The organism is Pseudoalteromonas sp. R86517 (genome assembly GCF_042466295.1).
In the GTDB taxonomy this organism is placed as follows: domain Bacteria; phylum Pseudomonadota; class Gammaproteobacteria; order Enterobacterales; family Alteromonadaceae; genus Pseudoalteromonas; species Pseudoalteromonas atlantica.
The window spans coordinates 2,185,588-2,204,351 of the sequence record NZ_JAXHCB010000001.1; the positions used below are offsets into that span (position 1 = coordinate 2,185,588).

Genomic DNA, 18,764 nt, shown 5'->3' on the forward strand with positions numbered 1-18,764 from the left:
CTAACATGGCGAATTATTTTAATACCTTACCTTTACGCGAGCAGTTAGCTCAATTAGCGCAATGTGAATTTATGGACCCAAGTGAATTTACCGATGGTGTTGATGCACTTAAAGGTAAAAAGCTGGTTATTGTTGGCTGTGGCGCACAAGGTCTTAACCAAGGTTTAAACTTACGTGACTCAGGTCTAGATGTATCATACACGTTACGTCAATCAGCAATTGATGAGCGTCGTCAGTCATACCTAAATGCATCTGAAAACGGTTTTACTGTAGGCACGTACGAAGAGCTAATTCCGAGCGCTGACGTAGTATTAAACCTAACACCTGATAAGCAACATACGGCCGTTGTAACTGCCATTATGCCTTTAATGAAACAAGGCTCTACACTTGCTTACTCGCACGGTTTTAATATTGTTGAAGAGGGCATGCAAATTCGTGAAGACATTACGGTAATCATGGTTGCTCCTAAGTGTCCTGGCTCTGAAGTGCGTGAAGAATACAAACGCGGCTTTGGTGTACCTACTCTTATTGCTGTTCACCCAGAAAACGACCCACAAGGTCACGGCTTAGCACAAGCTAAAGCCTACGCTGCGGGTACCGGTGGTCATCGTGCCGGTGTACTTAAGTCATCGTTTATCGCTGAAGTTAAATCAGACTTAATGGGCGAGCAAACAATTCTTTGTGGCATGTTACAAACCGGTTCAATTTTATGTTTTGATAAAATGATTGAGAAAGGCATTGATGCGGGTTACGCATCAAAACTAATTCAATACGGCTGGGAAGTAATTACCGAAGCCCTTAAATACGGCGGCGTTACTAACATGCTTGACCGTTTATCAAACCCTGCAAAAGTAAAAGCGTTTGAACTAAGCGAAGAACTTAAAGTTATTATGCGCCCGCTTTATAACAAGCACCAAGATGACATTATCGACGGTACTTTCTCACGCGTAATGATGGAAGATTGGGCAAACGACGATGCAAACTTACTAAAATGGCGTGCAGAAACTGCCGAAACTAACTTTGAAAAAACCCCTGCTGGTGATGTAGAAATCTCTGAGCAAGAGTTTTTCGATAACGGTATTTTAATGGTTGCTATGGTTAAAGCGGGCGTTGAGCTTGCATTTGAAACCATGACTGCAGCAGGTATTATTGACGAGTCGGCTTATTATGAGTCTTTACACGAAACACCGTTAATTGCCAACACAATAGCACGTAAAAAGTTATTCGAAATGAACCGTACTATTTCTGATACTGCAGAATACGGCTGTTACTTATACAACCATGCGTGTTTACCATTATTGGCCGATTTTATGAAAAACATCGACACCGATGTTATTGGTAAAGGCTTAAATGAGCAAAGTAACCAAGTAGATAACCAAACACTGATTCAAATTAACACTGCACTACGTGAGCACCCTGTTGAAATTGTTGGCGCTAGACTACGCGGCTACATGTCAGCTATGAAGAAAATTGTATAACTAGTTTCGCTTGTTAGAAACCAAGCCCACATGCATACGCTGTGGGCTTTTTCGTGCTAGTAATAATAAAAAGCGAGTATACCCTTTTAGATATATTGCAATAATTAGCGCTTAATTAATAATGTGCTAACATGGCTATCTACCTAGTTGTAAAGTTAAATAATATGACGATAAAAAACCTAACTATCACTCAAAAAATCACCATTTTAGGCAGTACCATTGCAATCTGTGTCGCTGCATTAATTGGTTTAACGTCTTTATATAGCTCTGAAGATATTATAGAACGACGTATGATTGAATCTGAGCTACCCAGCAAATTACACAGTATTAGTAATCAAATTGGTGGCGAAATAAACGAACTACTAGGTGCTGCACAGCAACTATCATCAAATGAATTTATCTTAGAGTGGGCGCGCTCAAATAACCAAGACGACACACTACTGCTTAAAGAATTAAACCGCGTAGCAAAGCAGTTTGATTTAGCAACGGCGTCGTGGGCTAACCGTGATACAGCACAATATTGGAACCAACACGGATTTTTACGCGTGCTTAAAAACGACGCGGCTGATGGGTGGTTTTTTGGCTTTACCAACTCAAATAATCCGTACTCAATCAGTATTTATCAAGAATCCCCGACTGATGTAAAAATGTTTGTAAATCATCAACAAACAAATGGGCTTGGATTAGCGGGGCTTGCAAAAAGCATCACCGACATGCAAAAGCTATTACAACAATTTAAAATTGAGCAAACTGGCTTTGTGTTTATTGCAGATAAAAGCGGCTTAATTCAGTTACATAAAGATGCAAATAAAGTGGCTAAAGTAAACATAGACACACTTTATGGCAGTAATGTTCATAGTACTTTGTATAACCCTTCTGGTTTTGCAATTACAGAATTATCACTTAATAACGAAGCCACATTTTTAGCAGCCATGCCAATAGCCAATACCGACTTATACGTATTAGCCCAAGTACCTAAAAGTGAGGTGTTTGCGACAGTAGGTACATTGGAGTGGCAAATATTTACCTTTACGCTAGTGATAGCCCTCGTTGCTAGCATGCTAAGTTACTTGTTAGCACGCTCTTTAGCGTCACCGCTTTCGGATATGGCCGAGCTGTTCTCACGTTTAGGATCAGGCGATGCTAATTTAGCGTACCGTTTGCCAGAGTCTAATCAGCCAGAACTAAACAATTTAAGCCATGGCTTTAACCAGTTTATTCATAAAATTGAAACTGCCATCAAGCAAGTTGCCAACGAAAGTACAGAAATACGCCAAAGTTCTAATCATGTATTTGAACAAGCAAAAAACAACTCGCAGTCTATTGATAATCAAAAAGAGCAAACCATTTCGGTTGCTGCAGCCATTAACGAAATGGGCGCAACTGTACAAGAAATAGCACAAAGTGCGGCTAATGCAGCTAAGTTAACGCAAAGCAGTCAAGAAAACACCAGCCAAAGCCATCAGCAAGTACTGCAAAGCCAAGCTACAATTTCAGCGCTTGCCACTGATATTGACGGCATTACCGAGCAAGTAACACTGCTTTCTAAAAAAACAATTGATATAGCGAGTATTGTTGACTCTATTCGCGGCATTTCAGAGCAAACTAATTTACTGGCCTTAAACGCAGCCATCGAATCGGCACGGGCTGGTGAGCATGGTAGAGGCTTTGCAGTGGTAGCCGATGAAGTACGCGCGCTTGCTAATCGTACCTCGCAATCAACCACCGAAATTCAGTCAATGATTGAAGAGCTAACCACTATTTCTGAAGATGTAGTAAACGATATTAGTCAATCTAAGCAAAAAGCCCAACAAAGCGTAGGCGCAATGCAAAGCTCTGTTGAATTGCTTGATGCGATAAGCGAAACAGCAAATCAAATAAACGACATGGCTACCTTAATTGCCACCGCAACTGAGCAGCAAAGTAACGTGGTTGCTGATGTAGGACGTAATATTGAGCAAATAAGTGAAATTAGTGACCGTGCTATGAATGAGCAAATAAACACCGAGCAAGCAATTCGCGATTTAGCAAATAGCGCTCAAGCGCTTGATGCACTCGTAGCCACCTTTGAAAAACACCACTAAACACGTTTTGTAACACTTTAATAAACCACCTGCGCATATTGCATCTACACTTATAGATGTAATATGTTGGAGGTGGTTTATGAACATATCTTGTTTTAACGCATTATTACTAAGTAGCTGCTTATATTTAAGCGCATGTAACACCACGGTGCGTGAACCACCACCGCTTGCCCTTGCAAACCATCCAACATTTAACCGTATTAACGTTGAAACCGAGCAAGACATATTTAAGCTCGACAAAACAATCACTTCCCAACTTGATGCCCACTTAACCAGTAAGCGCAGCGCGCATTACTTAGCGAACAGTATTTTAAGTTTTTTATTAAAAAACGGCGATAACTCGTTAACCTATCAAAGTGGCGCCACATTGAGTGCATCGCAAACCTACGCTAATTTAAATGCTAATTGCCTGTCGTTATCGATATTAGCGTATAGCTTAGCCGATTATTTAGGTATAAAAGCGCGCTTTCAAAAAGTCCATATTCCTGAATATTGGGCAATGAATAAAGGGGTTAATTTACTGACAGGGCATATTAATTTATCAATTGACAATGCGCTTATGCAAACAATACCAGCCACAATGGTTTATCAACGTGATAAACAGTTAACCATAGACTTCGACCCAAATATAAGAAAACAACGCTTTAAAACCAGCCCAATAAGCAAAAAGTTTGTTACAGCTATGTTTTATAACAATAAAGGCGCTCTGGCTTTAGTAAATAAAAATTATAATTTAGCTTATAGCTACTTTAGTGCCGCCGTTGAAGCCGCCCCATTATACAGTGGTGGCTGGGGAAATTTAGGTATTGTATTTAGGCAGCTTAATTATTTAAAAGAAGCTGAACAGGCATATAACTATGCATTATTGCTTGATAAAAATAACCATACTGCCATAGGTAATCTCGCTGTGCTGTACACCTTAAGTAACCGCGCTAAACAAGGTCAGCAAATGCTAAAACAGCTCAATAAAAAGCGCCAAGCTAACCCGTATTACCATATATCATTAGGTAATAGTGAACTGGTACTTAAAAATTACTCTCAAGCGATTAAGCATTTTAAAAGCGCTTATAAAATTGACGCTAAGTTACACGAAAGCCACTTTGGCCTTGCGCGAGCATATTATTTTACCGGCAATATAAAGCAGGCAACACATTATATGCGTTTAGCGGGTATAAACGCCGAGTTTAACTATGACAAAGCCCGCTATCGTAATAAATTAAAAGCATTAAAAAATGCCACAGCTTCACTTAGTCATTAGCTGTTGTACGTAGTGCTCTTTTTGGGCCCTACTTAATTTTTTAATTTGCCACTCTAACTTGCTGGCTTCGCTTTTTGAGCCCACCTTTTGTTGATGAATTAAAACTAAAGGGCCTTTGCCTTTTAAGTTTTTTGCGCCTTTACCCGCTTGATGCGTGGCTAAGCGCTTATCAACATTGGTTGTTATACCTGTATACCAGTGGCCTAAACGCGTTTGCACTATATACAAATACCACGTTGAGGGTACTTTGTGTGCTTTGCTTATATTTATACTTAAACTTTTTTGTGTGTTTGTGGTCAAAACGTTGCCCTAACCCTCGTAACTAAAAACAATTTCTTAAAAGGGTTTTACCTTCAGTGACTAATCGGTATCATGCAGATTATAAAAAATAAGGATCACAACTAACAATGCAGTCGTTAAAAACTTTTTCTCTTTGGCTTATCGTTGCTCTCACATTCAGCTCTTTAGCAGGTTGTTCTAGCTGGGTATATAGAATCAATATCCCACAGGGTAACTTTTTAGAGCAATCAGATGTAGATAAGCTTCGTGTAAACATGACACGAGAGCAAGTTATTTATGTATTAGGTCGTCCAATAGCAGAAGATGCGTTTGATAATAGTACCTGGCGTTATGTGTACAGCTTTAACAAAGGCCGCGATAATGAGCAGCATAAAGAGTTGCTGGTTAAATTTGAAAATGATCAACTAGTTGCTGTTTCGGGTGATTATGATCAACCAGAAAACTTTGATACTCCGCTAGAGCAGTAAACGCTTTAGTTATTAAAAAAAGGTGAGCATGGCTCACCTTTTTTATTTACTACATTAATAACCTTTATAAAGGACGCCCACCGGTAACTTTATTTGCTCGACCTTCCTCTTTTGCTTTTTCAGCACGCTTTCTTCGAGCATCTTTAGGGTCTGCAATTAGTGGACGATAAATTTCTATTCTGTCGCCATCTTTTAATTCGTAATGCGCTTTTACTGTTCTATTCCATACACCTAAAGTAAGCGCAGTTGGGTCTATTTCAGGGCACTTTTCAATGATCCCCGATTGAATAACAGCTTGTTCGGCTGTGGTTCCTTGCGCTACTTCCACCGTTAATGTGGTTGCTTTAGTCGGTAATGCAAAAACTATCTCAACGCTAATCATTATCTTGCTCCGTATACATCTTTTGCACGTTGCGTGAATGCACTAACCATATTTTTAGCTACATCATTAAAAATTTTACCAAACGCCAATTCTATAAGCTTGCTAGAGAATTCAAATTCAAGCTTAAGCTCAACTTTACAGGCTTTTTTATCTAACGCTTGAAAATGCCAACGCCCTTTAAGAGTTTTAAATGGGCCATCAACCAGCCTTAATTGCACGGTTTGCTCGTCAATAAAGGTGTTTTCAGTGGTAAACCACTTTTTTATACCCGCCTTGGATATTTCTAAACTCGCGGTCATGTTATTATTGTGCTGCGAAACGATTTTAGAGTCTGAGCAATTAGGTAAAAACTGCGGATAAGCTTCTACATCATTAACTAGGTCAAACATCTCTTTAGTGCTGTACATAACCAGCGCACTTTTTTCTATTTGTGGCATACTCACTCCCAACTGTGTGGGCGAATTTTAGCAAGCTTTGCGCGTTTCCCCAAATTTTCATGGTCTTAAGTTCACCAGATTATTTTAAAGGCACATATAAAAAATCGATGTAAAACATCTCTTAATACGTATATTATAGGGCACTATGGCTAAGAACAAATCATCAAAATCGAACAGTAATACCATCGCGCTTAACAAAAAAGCGCGTCATGAGTATTTTTTACACGACAAGTTTGAAGCAGGTGTTGAACTACAGGGCTGGGAAGTAAAAAGTATCCGAGCTGGTAAGGTAAACATCTCAGAAACTTATATTCATCTTAAAAATGGCGAAGCTTTTTTATTAGGCAGTCAAATTCAGCCTTTAAATAGCGCCTCGACTCATGTTATTTGCGATCCAATGCGATACCGTAAACTGTTATTAAGCCGCAAAGAGCTTGATAGATTAGTCGGTGCCACTGAACGAGATGGCTACTCACTTGTTGCCACTGCCATGTATTGGAAAAAATGTTGGGTGAAACTTGAATTTCACTTAGCAAAAGGTAAAAAAATGCATGACAAACGTGAAGACGGCAAAAATAAAGATTGGTCGCGTGAGAAAGAACGCCTCATGAAACATAAAGTATAAACACAACGCCTAATTTATTTAGGCGTTTTTTTTAATTTCTCACCGGTTAAATTTAAAACAACCTGATCAAATTCCCCTCAGCTTTATTTAATTCATCCCTGTGCATGATATAAATAAATTATTACACTTTATTTATTTTTTTAATTTCTTTAGATGCCTACCCATTTTAGTGCGCAAATTTTATGGTACAAAGCGAGTAATTTAGCCTTGTCTATCCTTTTTCGTTGTTTCTATTATTGAATATTTTTCCCTCAACACTCTACAAAAACTCATACTAAAATCGCAAAGGGTGTAGATTGATAACACTTAAGTTACATGGTATTAATGTCAGCGCTTGTTAAGCAACTAAATTTATAACATATCAACAAGGACTTAAGGATGAAGCAATCAATTGCATTTACACCTAGCATAATTGCAGGTGCTACAATCGCACTTTCAGCAGGGTTTACAACAACAGCTTATGCTGCTGAAGAAGCAAAAAAAGTAGAACGCATTGAAGTAACAGGTTCGCGCATAAAACGCACCGATATCGAAGGGCCTTCGCCAGTACAATCTATTGGCAGAGCAGATATCGAAAACATGGGTTACGATAACCTTCAACAACTCCTCGAAAGAATGCCTGTGGCAGGCAGCGGTACTTTCTCAACACGCGGCAACAACCAAGATTCAACTGCAAATGGATCTGCCGCGGTCAGCCTACGTGGTTTAGGTGCTGATGCTACATTGGTACTAATCAACGGCCGCCGTGTGGCTATTAGTGCCTTTGCCGAAGGTATAACAAACTCATTTGTCGATATTAATAGTATTCCGGTATCGGCGATTGAACGCATTGATATTTTAAAAGATGGCGCATCAGCAATTTATGGCTCTGATGCAGTAGCGGGCGTAGTCAACGTTATTTTGAAAAAAGACATAGATGGCGTTGAACTAAACTTAGGCTACGGCGGTACCGATGGCCCTAATTACGAAGAAACAACAGCAAGTTTAGTATGGGGTACAACTAGCGAAAAAAGCAGTGCCTCAATTATTATTGATTACTTTAAAAACACCTCGCTTTCGTCAGATGAAATGGGCAGCTTAGGCACCGCTAATCAATCGCCTTATGGCGGCGAAGACTTTCGCTCTTCTCGTGGCTTTCCAGGCTACTTTTATGTTGATGGTGTAAAAACAATTGACCCAGATTGCCCTGCAGAAAACGCCACATCAAGCGGCAGTTGTTTATTTGATTACGGCCCATTTGGCTACATCGCCCCTGAGTCTGAGCGCGTAGGTGCTATTTCTCAATTTGAATACAATTTTGATAATGGTATTACCGGCTTTTTAGAAATGGCAGTGCAGCATAATACCTCAGTTGCAGCCGGTGCCCCTACCCCACTTGATGAAGATGCAGGTTTAACAGTACCTGCTAGCCACCCTAACAACCCGTTTGGTGAAGATATTCAAATTGGCCGTTACCGTACGGTTGATGCGGGCGCTCGCCAATGGGATATTGAATCAGACACGCTTCGCTTTGTAGCTGGCCTAAGAGGCGAAATTAACGAATGGAGCTGGGAAGCTGCGGTTCAAAAAGGCCGTAGTAAATCACTTCAAACAGGCGATCGCTCGCAAGGTTGGGTTCGCACCGACTTTTTACAACAAGAGATTGATGCCGGTAACTATAACCCATTTGGGGGCACGTATAACAGCCCAGAAGTTATTGACAGAATTACCACAAGCTTAGTACGCCGCGGTGAGTCTCATATGACCTCATTCGACGCTAACATCTCTGGTGAAGCATTCAGCTTTGGTGATGATGTGGTTATGATGGCCGCGGGTATTGAATACCGTGAAGAAGATGTAACCGATACACCGGATGACCAATTTCAGCGCGGTTTAATTTTTGGTACTGAGTCTGTGTCTGCTGCAGCAGAGCGCGACCAATACGCAGCCTATGTGGAATTTTCAATCCCACTTGCTGAAAACCTAGAGCTACAACTCGCTGGACGTTACGATGATTACAGCGACTTTGGTAATACAACAAACCCTAAAGTCGCTTTACGTTGGGCACCTACCGACGAAATAACCATTCGTGGTTCGTGGGCACAAGGGTTTAGAGCGCCATCGCTTGCACAAGTAGGTTTAGGTCCATCACAAGAAAGTCAGTTTTTTGTAGATACTTATCGCTGTGAAGCAACTGGCCTTGATTGTGACGCACTAGATTACAACATTGAATTTGCTGGTAACCCTGACTTAGAAGCAGAAGAGTCAGAATCATGGAACGTTGGCTTTATTTGGGCACCTTCTGCTGAGTTTGGTTTAAGCGTAGATGTGTGGAGTATTACCCAAGATAATAAAATTGATGAACAAGAATTTGGCCCAATTTATAACTCTGAGTGTAATAACCAAGATAGCACGGTGTGTGTACGCTTAGCACCTAGTGGTGGCAATAGCTTAGGCACCATTCAAAAAATATACAGCACCTTTGAAAACGTCTCTTCGCAAGAAGTGTCAGGTGTTGATTTATCAGCAAATTACAACCATTCGCTGGATGATTTAGGCTTACTTAAATTTAACTTAGAATGGGCGTACCAAAACAAGTTTGAAAAAGACGGCCGCGATTACACGGGTGAATACAATTACCCAGAGCACCGCTGGATTTTCTCTACTAACTGGGAAATTGGCCAATTTAATACCAACGTAAATATTAGCTACGTAGGCGAGTTTGAAGATACCCCAGATATAGACTTTGACGGTAATTTAGACTTTGATAGCAATACATCGCGTATGGTTGACTCGCAAGCACTGGTAGATTTACAAACATCTTACCGTGTAAGTGATGCAACTAAAGTGTCGCTTGGTGTAAATAACGTATTTGACGAAGAGCCACCATTTGCTATTGGTGATGGCGATGCCGACCTTTACGGGTATGCATCGGGTGTACACAACCCACGTGGTCGTTACTTCTACACTAAAGTAACCTTCTCGTTTTAATTTAATATAGCCCATTATTAAATGGGCTATGCTAAAAACAAAAAAACCGCCATATGGCGGTTTTTTTTATTAAAACGTAGGGGCTAAATTATAGCTCGCCTTCGTTTTCAGATAGGAACTTAGCAACACCTTCAGGGCTTGCGTCCATACCTTTTTTACCTTCTTCCCAACCAGCAGGACATACTTCGCCGTTTTCGCTGTGAAATGCTAGCGCGTCAACCATGCGGATCATTTCGTCGATGTTACGACCAAGTGGTAAGTCGTTCACTACTTGGTGACGTACGTTACCTTCCTCATCGATTAGGAAAGAGCCACGAAATGCAACGCCCGCTTCAGGGTGCTCAACGTCGTATGCTTTACAAATTTCGTGCTTAACGTCTGCAACTAGTGCGTATTGAACTTTACCAATACCGCCGTCTGCTACAGCAGTGTTACGCCATGCGTTGTGTGAGAATTGTGAATCGATAGAAACACCAATTACTTCTACGCCACGCTTTTGGAATTCTTCGTAACGCTTATCAAATGCGATAAGTTCTGAAGGACATACAAACGTGAAATCTAGTGGGTAAAAGAAGATTACTGCTTTTTTACCTTTAATTGTTTCATGAAGGTTATAGCTATCTACAATTTCACCATTACCTAGTACAGCTGCAGCGGTAAAGTCTGGTGCCTGGCGGCCTACTAATACACCCATTTTATTCTCCAAATATTTTGAGTTTGTTGTCGATTGCATACGCAATGCTGATACTTATATGGGCGCTAAAAATAAAAAAACAATAGCGCCAACACATAATTACGTGGCATTTTAAATTTAATAAGGAAAAAAGAACAATCGTATTTAGCGATGTGCACAATCGAAAATACCGAACAGATATTAAAACTTTATTACGCCTATAAAAAAACCTGCATTTGCAGGTTTTAAAAATGGGTTAATCCATGATATCGGAAGGCATATCGCCTTTAATATTTTGCCAGATTTCACCGGTTTGATGGCCAAACTTACGCATCATTGAAATCGCGCCATCATGCTCACGGTTTTCAGCCAATACTGTTAGATCTTTATAAAATTGACGTGCTAACTGGCGAGTGCCTGCGTCTGAGAAATAATGACAACCAATTTTAAAGTAAAACCCTCTAAAACCGTTAAGTATAAGTACGTATATGCGGTTATTACCAGCGACAGCTAATTCGTGGTGTACTTTGTAATCGTAATCTGCAAAAGCTTGCGCAGTGTCTTCAAGTTCATCGCTTTTTGATAAAATCTCAATAACACGCTCAGGGTTAAGCTTTATCGCTGCACGGGTATAAATAGCACTAATATTAGTACGTGCAGATAATAACTGATCGGTCAGCTCTGGCATTTTGTCTTCATCTAAGCGCGCCAGCGTTTCGAGTATGTTTAAACCCGATGTTTCCCAAAAGTTATTCACTCTGGTTGGCTTGCCGTGCTGAATAGTTAGCCAGCCATCGCGTGCTAAACGTTGCAGTACTTCACGTAAGGTTGTTCTGGTTACACCAATTAACTCAGAAAGCTCACGCTCTGCAGGTAGAATTGAACCTGGAGGGAAATCGCCGTTCCAGATAGATTCAACTATATACTCTTCAGCAAATCCTGCTGGGCTTTTAGCTTTAAAAATTCTCATTCAATTCCCACTCGAATTAATCACAACTCATCGTTTTATACGAATAACTGACAGATTGTACCAGATGAAATATAACTAACAAGTAAACTCGTTGATATAAGTGCCAACCAACCGCTGAAAATTTCGCAATAGTAAATAATAAAATTCAACATGCTTAAATTAGGCCTAATTTGCTAAATAAATTAACCCTATTCATAGTAGGTACATTAATGCTATTGTTATTTTTTCACCATTACATTACTACAATAATTCCCGTGTGCGACAACAAGTACATTTAAAAGTCGCATACAGCAGAGCCTGTTACCTGTTAACTGTAACGTTTAATCAAGCCTTTTTAGCGAACCAATCTTATATTACATCTTCACTTAGCAAATTAAGCTTAACCTTTCCCTAAATAGGATTGGCCATAACCGCTTATTAATTTCATCTTAAAAAAAGCCACTTCGGTAGCTTTTTTACCCTTTTTGTTGCTCGTTACTTTATCCTAGTACATAATTCAACGTCTTATTTCAATGCGGATTTTTTATGAACTGGCTAGCACAACTCCCTACTCAACGTACTCCATGGCTACTATTTACAGGCATTGTATTTTTATTAGAAGTCACCGCACTGTTTTTTCAATACCAGATGGGCCTTGCTCCATGCATTATGTGTATTTACCAGCGAACTGCGGTATTAGGCTTATTAGGGGCAGGCATTATTGGCGCAACTAAACCACAAAGTAAATTAGTACGCGCTATCGCTTATTTAGTGTGGGGTGTATCAAGTGTGTGGGGTTACTTTATTGCACGTGAGCACATTGAAATGCAAACAACCACCGATCCCTTTGCGTTTAGCTGTGAGTTTGAGCCAAACTTTCCTTCATTTATGCCATTGCATGAATGGATCCCAAGCTTTTTTCAAGCCACAGGGGATTGCGGTAATATCGATTGGCAATTTGCGGGATTAAGTATGCCAGCATGGATGGAAATACTATTTGCGTTATTTACTATCACGCTTTTTGTAATTGTTACCACTCGCTTACTTACTAAAAAGACTATTTAATATGTTTACGTTTTTTACCAGTCAGCTGCCTGAACTAAAGCACCTTAAAGTAAGGCAGCGACAAGCCGTTGTTGCTATTGCGCTAAGTATGCTACCTGCCACCGATAGAGTGTTATTAAGAATAGTAAAGCTGATATTGCTCAGCCCATTGTTTTTATTATTTACTGTTTTTAAAGGGTGGGAACTCATTCCCTTTTTAATTTTAGGTGGCCTGTGTTACCCGCTTTTAACAACCCCGATTGAAATAAACTTCGCTAAAAAATATTTAGCCAAAGCACTTGAGCAGTATTCACAGGGCGCTTAGCGCCCTGCCTATTATAAAGACACTTTTCCTTCTAGTTTAGCTACAAGCTTTTTACCTATTCCTTTTACGTTAGCTAAATCGCTCAGCTGGGCAAATTCGCCATTTTCAACCCTGTAATCAACAATAGCCTGCGCTTTTTTCTTACCAATACCAGGCAACTTGGCCAGCATTTCTGAATCGGCACTATTAATATTAATAACCGGCGCTTGCGGCATTTCAACCATAGGCTTATCTTCAACAGGGTTAGCGTGGGTAAACGCGCTAAAGCTTAAAAAGCTAATAATAAGTAGCGTTAATAGATTTTTCATTTGTTATTCCTTATTTTTGTTTATACCAAAGCGTTATAGTTAAACGGCTAATTTGGCTTTAAACATGTGCTTAATTTTTATTTGAGGAAATAATGTTAAATAAGGAGCAACGCGCATCACTTATATTATTTCCAGTGCATAATCACCTAAATCCGAAAACCTAAAATGCAGCTGGTACAACAAGTGATTGCTTAACTAAAGTAAAGTTACGCTTTTTTGTCAAATTGATGACAAGCTAAAAATGCACCGAATACTTGCAATTTTACACACAAACATTTACTGTATATAAAAACAGTGACCTACGGGTCAGTAACCACATTACCACGCAATCAAGCAGGAGAGATCATGGCTGTTGTTGTTAAATATGTTGTAGAACGAAACGGAGTTGAGCGAATGACGTTTACTACTAAAAAAGAAGCGGATGCCTATGACAAAATGCTCGATATAGCAGAATCGCTTGAAGTAATGCTGGAAAAAGTAGATGTACCATTGAGCGAGCAACAGGTTGAATCGCTTGCGCTTGAAATTGCAAAGAGTAAAGATGACTTTATGGCGGTGTTAAAAGGCGCAAAAGAGCCCACAACAAAAGGTACAGCTAAAGCTAAAAAAGCCGACAACGTAGCATCAATAAAAGATAACGATGAGCAACAAGCTAGCTAATTTGTGACTATTTTAAATAAAGGGCTGCTACTAAATAGCAGCCCTTTTTTATTAATTTTTGAACAGTTACAAATTTTTTCTGGCTTTTTAGACTGAAATTGATACATTAATCCGGTTAATAGCGAGTGTTTATGTGCCATGTCAGTATTTATTAAGTCTTTTTACCAAAAATTTTTCCCAGCCCGTCAGTTGCTTATTCGTCAAAATGGCGAAGTTAAGCATGTTGTTTTGGCGCCTTGGTTTCAGCTTTTTACAGTACTGCTTATTTTAGGCACTATTACTTGGGTCGGTATTTCTAGTTTTCGTGTTTATAGCCAAACAAATAAAATTACCGACATAGAACAAAGCCAAATTGATAAACAACAAGTGTGGCAAAAGCAGGTCCAAGAACAAAAAGCACTGCACGCTAAGCAATTAGAACAACTTGCTGTACTAGAGCAAAAGCAGGCACTTTTGCAAGGTATGATTGAATCCCTCCCCGCATCTATTAGTAAAGAGACAATAAAACTAGAAGAACAACTTGAATCGCCTGTTAATCAAGACAAAGGCGAGTTTCATGAACCACTTGTAGATGAAGAACCAAAAAACAAACACGCTAGCCTTCTAACGCCAATCACTTTTGCCGCACGTTATGAGCGCTTAAATAAATACTACGAGCATAATTTTACGCTTATTGATGCGCAAATTAATAAACGCCATGATGCAATTTTAGCGATGTTAAAAGGCGCAGGCTTAGAATCAGCCCTTGAACAACATTTAGCACTGGGCGCACAAACCAGTGCGCAAGGTGGCCCGTTAGATGTATTTGACGAAACTAAAATACCAGGGCAGTTTTTAGCCATTGTTGATAAGCTATTATTACTTAACAACCTTGAAAACTTTTTAACAGAGCTGCCTAACTCACTGCCCTTGCCTGCAGCTAAATACTATATTTCGAGCAACTTTGGGTTACGTAAAGATCCGATGAACAACCGCCGCGCTTTTCACAAAGGTGTTGATTTAGCCGGCTGGCATAAAACCGAAATTTTTGCCCCTGCTGATGCACGTGTATTGCGCGCTGGTAAAAATGGCGGCTATGGTAACTTTATCGAGCTAGAGCACAAAAATGGCTTGGTCACCCGTTTTGGCCACTTAAATAAAATTAAAGTGAAAAAAGGCCAAACAATTGCTAAAAATGAGGTAATTGGATTAATGGGCAGTACTGGCAGAAGTACCAGCACCCACTTACACTATGAAGTGTTACTCGATGGCAAACATGTCAATCCTCTAAAAATAACAAAGGCGCTTTCTCGTGTTCGGTAAAAAAAAGCAACCAAGTAGTCAAACTACGTTAAAAAGAGTAAATCATACCCCTTCTATTATTTCTGAAGATGTGCGCTTAACTGGCACACTTACCAGCCAAGGCGAAGTGCAGCTAGATGGCCGAATTGATGGCGATATAAAGGCAGAGCACTTGGTAATTGGCTCTACCGGCATTGTTGAAGGTGTGGTTGAAGCTAAAAGTGTCATTGTAAAAGGCAAAATTATTGGCTCACTAAACGCAAGTGAAGTGAATATTCAAAGCAGCGCTCACGTACATGGCGATGTTTTTCACGACACACTAAGTATTGATGCGGGAGCCATTATTGAAGGCAGCTTAAAACAGCGCTTTGAAAAAGAAGAACCGGAACTTATTAGCGAAGATTTAAAGCCGGCTAAAGAAGTAAAAACTTTGCTTGACGATGCTGATAGCGACTTGTCGTTTGTTAATAAGCAAGCCGCTGATAAAGCCAAATCTAATTAAGCGCTCATTACTTTTTCTCGGTTATGTACATCGTAATATCTGCAGTGAACACCAGTTCATTGCGGGTATTGTAAAGCTTAACTGGCACCACTAAATCTTCTTTATCTACCCATTGGCGAGGCAAGTCGATTTCTGCAATAGCAGTTACATCGGTATCAACCTTTGCTAAATAGTGTACCGTCATTCCTTTAGGGATCCAGCGATGCGTTTTATAAGGCACGGTGGCATCTACCATTACACCAGCACACAGCTCAGCTAAGTTACATTGTGCAATAGCATGAATAGTCCCAATATGGTTATGCACACTACGGCGGTTTTTTACGACAGCGCTACAGTGCCCTTCTCTTAAATCGAGTACGTAAGGTTTCATTGAGCCAAAATACGGGGCTTTTATGCATACCGCTTTGCTAAACAACCAATTGCCAAAAGGTAAGCGTTTAAATTTAAGCCAAGTTTTTAAAAGGGCTGATTTATTACTCATTGTTATTTCCCATTTTGTGTTTATAAATTCAAATTAACACATCAGACCAGTTAAAAAAAGCGCAATTCACCGCGCTGTTAATCCTAATGTCATGAAATATTTATCACAATAAAGCGTGGCTCACTCATAAGCCCTTTCTTTTTTATAAGCGGGCACCTAAAATAGCCAGCAAAAGGAGACCTAATGCAAACACAGCCCGCTAAACCTAACTTAATTTTATTACTCATCTTAGCGTTACTCGTAATATTTTGCCCTATGGCAATTGATATTTATCTTCCCGCTTTTCCAACTATTGCCACGCAATTTAACGTAACCGAACAGCAGGTTCAGCAAACAGTGGCTATTTTTATGCTTACTGTGGGTTTAGGGCAATTAATTGCAGGGCCGCTTGCTGATAAGTTTGGCCGAAAGCCGGTAGCGGTTGTAGGTGTTAGCTTGTATGCAGGCTCAGCCTTACTTGCCTACATGGCGCCCTCTTTTGCTGTATTAATGTTTGCACGCGCTCTGCAAGGGTTAGGTGCATGTGCTACGTTTGTTGTTGCTTTTGCCATTGTACGTGATAAATACGGCAGCGAACGCAGCGGGCAAATGATTACCTATTTAAATGGAATAGTGTGTTTTATTCCTGCGCTTGCGCCTATTTTAGGTGCTTGGCTTACCGTGCAATTTGGCTGGCGCATGAACTTTATGTTTTTAACCTTATTTGCGTTAGCGGGCCTAGTTATTACGCTCACCTTATTTAGAGAAACCCGCCCTGCTGATAGTCACTACCAAGGGCATATATTGGACTTACGCCGCTTTGTGCCAATATTAAAAACACCGATATTTTTATTTAATAGCTTACTGTGTATGGTCGCCATGTCGGCGATTCTTGTGTATGTCACCTTGGCACCTGGGTGGATAATTACGCACTTAGGGGGCACCGTTGCCGACTTTACTTTTTGGTTTACGCTCAATGCCGTATTAAGTATTGTAGCCAGCTTTATTACGCCCATTTATATTAAACGTAATAGCCAAAAAGCCCTGCGCGTTGGGGTTACAGTATTGGTGGCCTCTGGCATATTAATGATTGCACTTAGCCATATAGAATCGGCCATTGCGCTTATGCTACCTATTTTAATTGCAGCACTTGGTTTTGCCCTAAGCTTAGGCTCTGCGGCTGGTATGGCGTTATCGCGCTTTCCAAAACAAGCCGGTACAGCCTCTGCCTTAATTGGTGCTATGCAAATGAGTGGCGCTAGTGTGCTTGTGTTTTTAACGCAATATTTAGGCCTTAGCACACCTTGGCTAATTGCTTTTCATTTATTGTTACTGGCACCACTTTGGCTAATTTTAATGAGTAAAAAAGCCCATACATTGCACCCGGTTAATACATGATCAACCCTGATTTTTTAGCATCATTTTTACTAGCGAGCTTTTTAATGGCGGTGGCCCCTGGACCATCAAACGCATTTTTAATGGCGCAAACATTTGCCAATGGCAGAGCGGCAGGTATGCAAAGCGCATTTGGCTTTGCTTTAGGTGGAGTAATACACACATTTTTTGCTGTTATTGGATTAAGCGCGGTGTTAAAAGCCTCGCCCACCGCTTATAGTGCAGTACAGTACTTAGGCGCGGCTTATTTGTGCTATTTAGGGTTTGTGATGATTAAAAGCACTTTTTCGCAGCCAAATACCGCCGATTGCGCTAGTGATGATAAGCCCCATGTAAGCACCAGTAAAAAGCCAAATGTCATGTTTCAAGCCATGATGACCGAGGTATTAAACCCTAAAGTCGCGTTGTTTTTTATTGCTTTTATCCCGCAGTTTGTAGACCCAAGCTTATCATCGGCAACGTTTCAATTAGCATTTTTTGGCCTGCTCTACCCTATTTTTGCTTTCCCAATTGACTGTACGTATATTTACTTTGGCGACAAAATAGCGCAATTTTTCAAAAAATACCCACATAGCCAACTTTGGATAGACCGAGTGACCGGCATGGTATTTATTGCACTGGCCATTAATTTATTATACTAATTACACTAAATTGGTATTACTTAACCAAAGCCTTGGTTACTCAACAAAATAAGATGCAGCATGGAACAAAAAAAACAATCGCTACCCGCTAATAAAAATATTGCCTTAGTTGCGCATGATGGTAAAAAAGCCGCGCTTAAATTATGGTGCGAAAAACACAAAGAAGCCTTAAGCAGACACACCTTATACGGTACTGGCACCACAGGCCATTTAATCGAAAAAACCACCGGGCTAGAGGTTATTCAGCTATTAAGTGGTCCTATGGGGGGCGATCAACAGCTAGGAGCTAAAATTGCCGAGCACGAAATTCATGTATTGGTGTTTTTTTGGGATCCGTTGGCATCACAACCACACGACCCTGATGTTAAAGCATTACTGCGTTTAGCTGCTGTTTGGAATATTCCTGTGGCCTGTAATGAAGTCAGCGCCGACATGTTATTAAGCTCGCCCTTAATGGACACTGAGCTTGAACGTACTTTGCCAGATTACGAAAAATACCTCGCAACCCGACAAATCAGTCTTTAA

The 18,764-nt window shown here is 40.2% G+C and carries 21 protein-coding genes; 14 read left to right on the plus strand and 7 right to left on the minus strand.

Annotated features, from left to right (window positions below):
* The first annotated feature begins 5 nt into the window (after positions 1-5).
* The 3 genes from ilvC (at position 6) to SJY38_RS09860 (ending at position 4,820) form a co-directional block, all read left to right on the plus strand.
* Positions 6-1,478 (plus strand): ketol-acid reductoisomerase, encoded by a 1,473-nt coding sequence (gene ilvC, locus SJY38_RS09850; protein ID WP_029773436.1) that lies wholly within the window; start codon positions 6-8, stop codon positions 1,476-1,478.
* Positions 1,479-1,642: 164 nt separating this feature from the next.
* A complete protein-coding gene (locus SJY38_RS09855) occupies positions 1,643-3,562 on the plus strand; it encodes a methyl-accepting chemotaxis protein (RefSeq protein ID WP_024031820.1) in 1,920 nt (639 codons plus the stop codon).
* A gap of 79 nt (positions 3,563-3,641) precedes the next feature.
* Positions 3,642-4,820 (plus strand): tetratricopeptide repeat protein, encoded by a 1,179-nt coding sequence (locus SJY38_RS09860; RefSeq protein ID WP_286741371.1) that lies wholly within the window; start codon positions 3,642-3,644, stop codon positions 4,818-4,820.
* Here SJY38_RS09860 and SJY38_RS09865 read toward each other — a convergent pair.
* On the minus strand, positions 4,806-5,120 hold the full coding sequence (locus SJY38_RS09865; RefSeq protein ID WP_004587367.1) for a GIY-YIG nuclease family protein: 315 nt from the start codon (positions 5,118-5,120) through the stop codon (positions 4,806-4,808). The genes SJY38_RS09860 and SJY38_RS09865 overlap by 15 nt on opposite strands.
* A 107-nt stretch (positions 5,121-5,227) precedes the next feature.
* Between SJY38_RS09865 and SJY38_RS09870 the strand changes: the two genes are divergently transcribed.
* Complete coding sequence (locus SJY38_RS09870) at positions 5,228-5,587, plus strand: outer membrane protein assembly factor BamE (RefSeq protein WP_004587368.1); 360 nt, start codon at positions 5,228-5,230, stop codon at positions 5,585-5,587.
* Positions 5,588-5,651: 64 nt separating this feature from the next.
* On the opposite strand, the gene SJY38_RS09875 is transcribed toward SJY38_RS09870, so the two are convergent.
* Together SJY38_RS09875 and SJY38_RS09880 are read right to left on the minus strand one after the other, a co-directional pair.
* Complete coding sequence (locus SJY38_RS09875) at positions 5,652-5,969, minus strand: RnfH family protein (RefSeq protein WP_029773434.1); 318 nt, start codon at positions 5,967-5,969, stop codon at positions 5,652-5,654.
* Positions 5,969-6,406, minus strand: a complete 438-nt coding sequence (locus SJY38_RS09880) for a type II toxin-antitoxin system RatA family toxin (RefSeq protein ID WP_055253005.1) — start codon at positions 6,404-6,406, stop codon at positions 5,969-5,971. The genes SJY38_RS09875 and SJY38_RS09880 overlap by 1 nt, the downstream gene beginning before the upstream one ends.
* A 145-nt stretch (positions 6,407-6,551) precedes the next feature.
* Here SJY38_RS09880 and smpB point away from each other — a divergent pair, with 145 nt between their 5' ends.
* Both smpB and SJY38_RS09890 read left to right on the plus strand, forming a co-directional pair.
* Complete coding sequence (gene smpB / locus SJY38_RS09885; RefSeq protein ID WP_004587371.1) at positions 6,552-7,031, plus strand: SsrA-binding protein SmpB; 480 nt, start codon at positions 6,552-6,554, stop codon at positions 7,029-7,031.
* Positions 7,032-7,409: 378 nt separating this feature from the next.
* Positions 7,410-10,001, plus strand: coding sequence for a TonB-dependent receptor (locus SJY38_RS09890; protein ID WP_024031815.1), 2,592 nt, complete (start codon positions 7,410-7,412; stop codon positions 9,999-10,001).
* 88 nt (positions 10,002-10,089) lie between these two features.
* Here SJY38_RS09890 and SJY38_RS09895 read toward each other — a convergent pair whose 3' ends face one another.
* Positions 10,090-10,695 carry a peroxiredoxin gene (locus tag SJY38_RS09895; RefSeq protein ID WP_004587374.1) on the minus strand — a complete coding sequence of 202 codons (606 nt, stop codon included), beginning with the start codon at positions 10,693-10,695 and terminating at the stop codon, positions 10,090-10,092.
* A 235-nt stretch (positions 10,696-10,930) separates the two neighbouring features.
* Positions 10,931-11,644 carry a fatty acid metabolism transcriptional regulator FadR gene (gene fadR, locus SJY38_RS09900; RefSeq protein WP_004587375.1) on the minus strand — a complete coding sequence of 238 codons (714 nt, stop codon included), beginning with the start codon at positions 11,642-11,644 and terminating at the stop codon, positions 10,931-10,933.
* Between the two features lie 525 nt (positions 11,645-12,169).
* On the opposite strand from fadR, the gene dsbB reads away from it, so the two are divergent.
* Together dsbB and SJY38_RS09910 are read left to right on the plus strand one after the other, a co-directional pair.
* Entirely contained in the window at positions 12,170-12,688 is a 519-nt protein-coding gene (gene dsbB / locus SJY38_RS09905; RefSeq protein WP_004587376.1) for a disulfide bond formation protein DsbB, read from the plus strand.
* Between the two features lies 1 nt (position 12,689).
* Positions 12,690-12,992: a DUF6170 family protein gene (locus SJY38_RS09910; RefSeq protein ID WP_004587377.1), complete on the plus strand. Its 303-nt coding sequence runs from the start codon at positions 12,690-12,692 to the stop codon at positions 12,990-12,992.
* Positions 12,993-13,003: 11 nt separating this feature from the next.
* On the opposite strand, the gene SJY38_RS09915 is transcribed toward SJY38_RS09910, so the two are convergent.
* Positions 13,004-13,300, minus strand: coding sequence for a ComEA family DNA-binding protein (locus tag SJY38_RS09915; protein WP_004587378.1), 297 nt, complete (start codon positions 13,298-13,300; stop codon positions 13,004-13,006).
* 345 nt (positions 13,301-13,645) lie between these two features.
* On the opposite strand from SJY38_RS09915, the gene SJY38_RS09920 reads away from it, so the two are divergent.
* The 3 genes from SJY38_RS09920 (at position 13,646) to SJY38_RS09930 (ending at position 15,743) form a co-directional block, all read left to right on the plus strand.
* Positions 13,646-13,960: a YebG family protein gene (locus SJY38_RS09920; RefSeq protein ID WP_024034226.1), complete on the plus strand. Its 315-nt coding sequence runs from the start codon at positions 13,646-13,648 to the stop codon at positions 13,958-13,960.
* Positions 13,961-14,098: 138 nt separating this feature from the next.
* Positions 14,099-15,262 carry a M23 family metallopeptidase gene (locus SJY38_RS09925; protein WP_273586186.1) on the plus strand — a complete coding sequence of 388 codons (1,164 nt, stop codon included), beginning with the start codon at positions 14,099-14,101 and terminating at the stop codon, positions 15,260-15,262.
* Positions 15,252-15,743: a polymer-forming cytoskeletal protein gene (locus tag SJY38_RS09930; RefSeq protein ID WP_004587381.1), complete on the plus strand. Its 492-nt coding sequence runs from the start codon at positions 15,252-15,254 to the stop codon at positions 15,741-15,743. The genes SJY38_RS09925 and SJY38_RS09930 overlap by 11 nt, the downstream gene beginning before the upstream one ends.
* Positions 15,744-15,750: 7 nt before the next feature.
* Here the strand turns inward: SJY38_RS09930 and SJY38_RS09935 are convergent, their stop codons facing one another.
* Complete coding sequence (locus SJY38_RS09935) at positions 15,751-16,224, minus strand: hotdog fold domain-containing protein (protein ID WP_029773430.1); 474 nt, start codon at positions 16,222-16,224, stop codon at positions 15,751-15,753.
* A gap of 183 nt (positions 16,225-16,407) precedes the next feature.
* On the opposite strand from SJY38_RS09935, the gene SJY38_RS09940 reads away from it, so the two are divergent.
* Genes SJY38_RS09940 through SJY38_RS09950 form a run of 3 tightly spaced genes read left to right on the plus strand, consistent with a single transcriptional unit; the run spans position 16,408 to position 18,764 of the window.
* On the plus strand, positions 16,408-17,601 hold the full coding sequence (locus tag SJY38_RS09940; RefSeq protein ID WP_055252998.1) for a multidrug effflux MFS transporter: 1,194 nt from the start codon (positions 16,408-16,410) through the stop codon (positions 17,599-17,601).
* Positions 17,598-18,239, plus strand: a complete 642-nt coding sequence (locus tag SJY38_RS09945; RefSeq protein WP_154944778.1) for a LysE family translocator — start codon at positions 17,598-17,600, stop codon at positions 18,237-18,239. The genes SJY38_RS09940 and SJY38_RS09945 overlap by 4 nt, the downstream gene beginning before the upstream one ends.
* A gap of 60 nt (positions 18,240-18,299) precedes the next feature.
* Entirely contained in the window at positions 18,300-18,764 is a 465-nt protein-coding gene (locus SJY38_RS09950) for a methylglyoxal synthase (protein WP_004587385.1), read from the plus strand.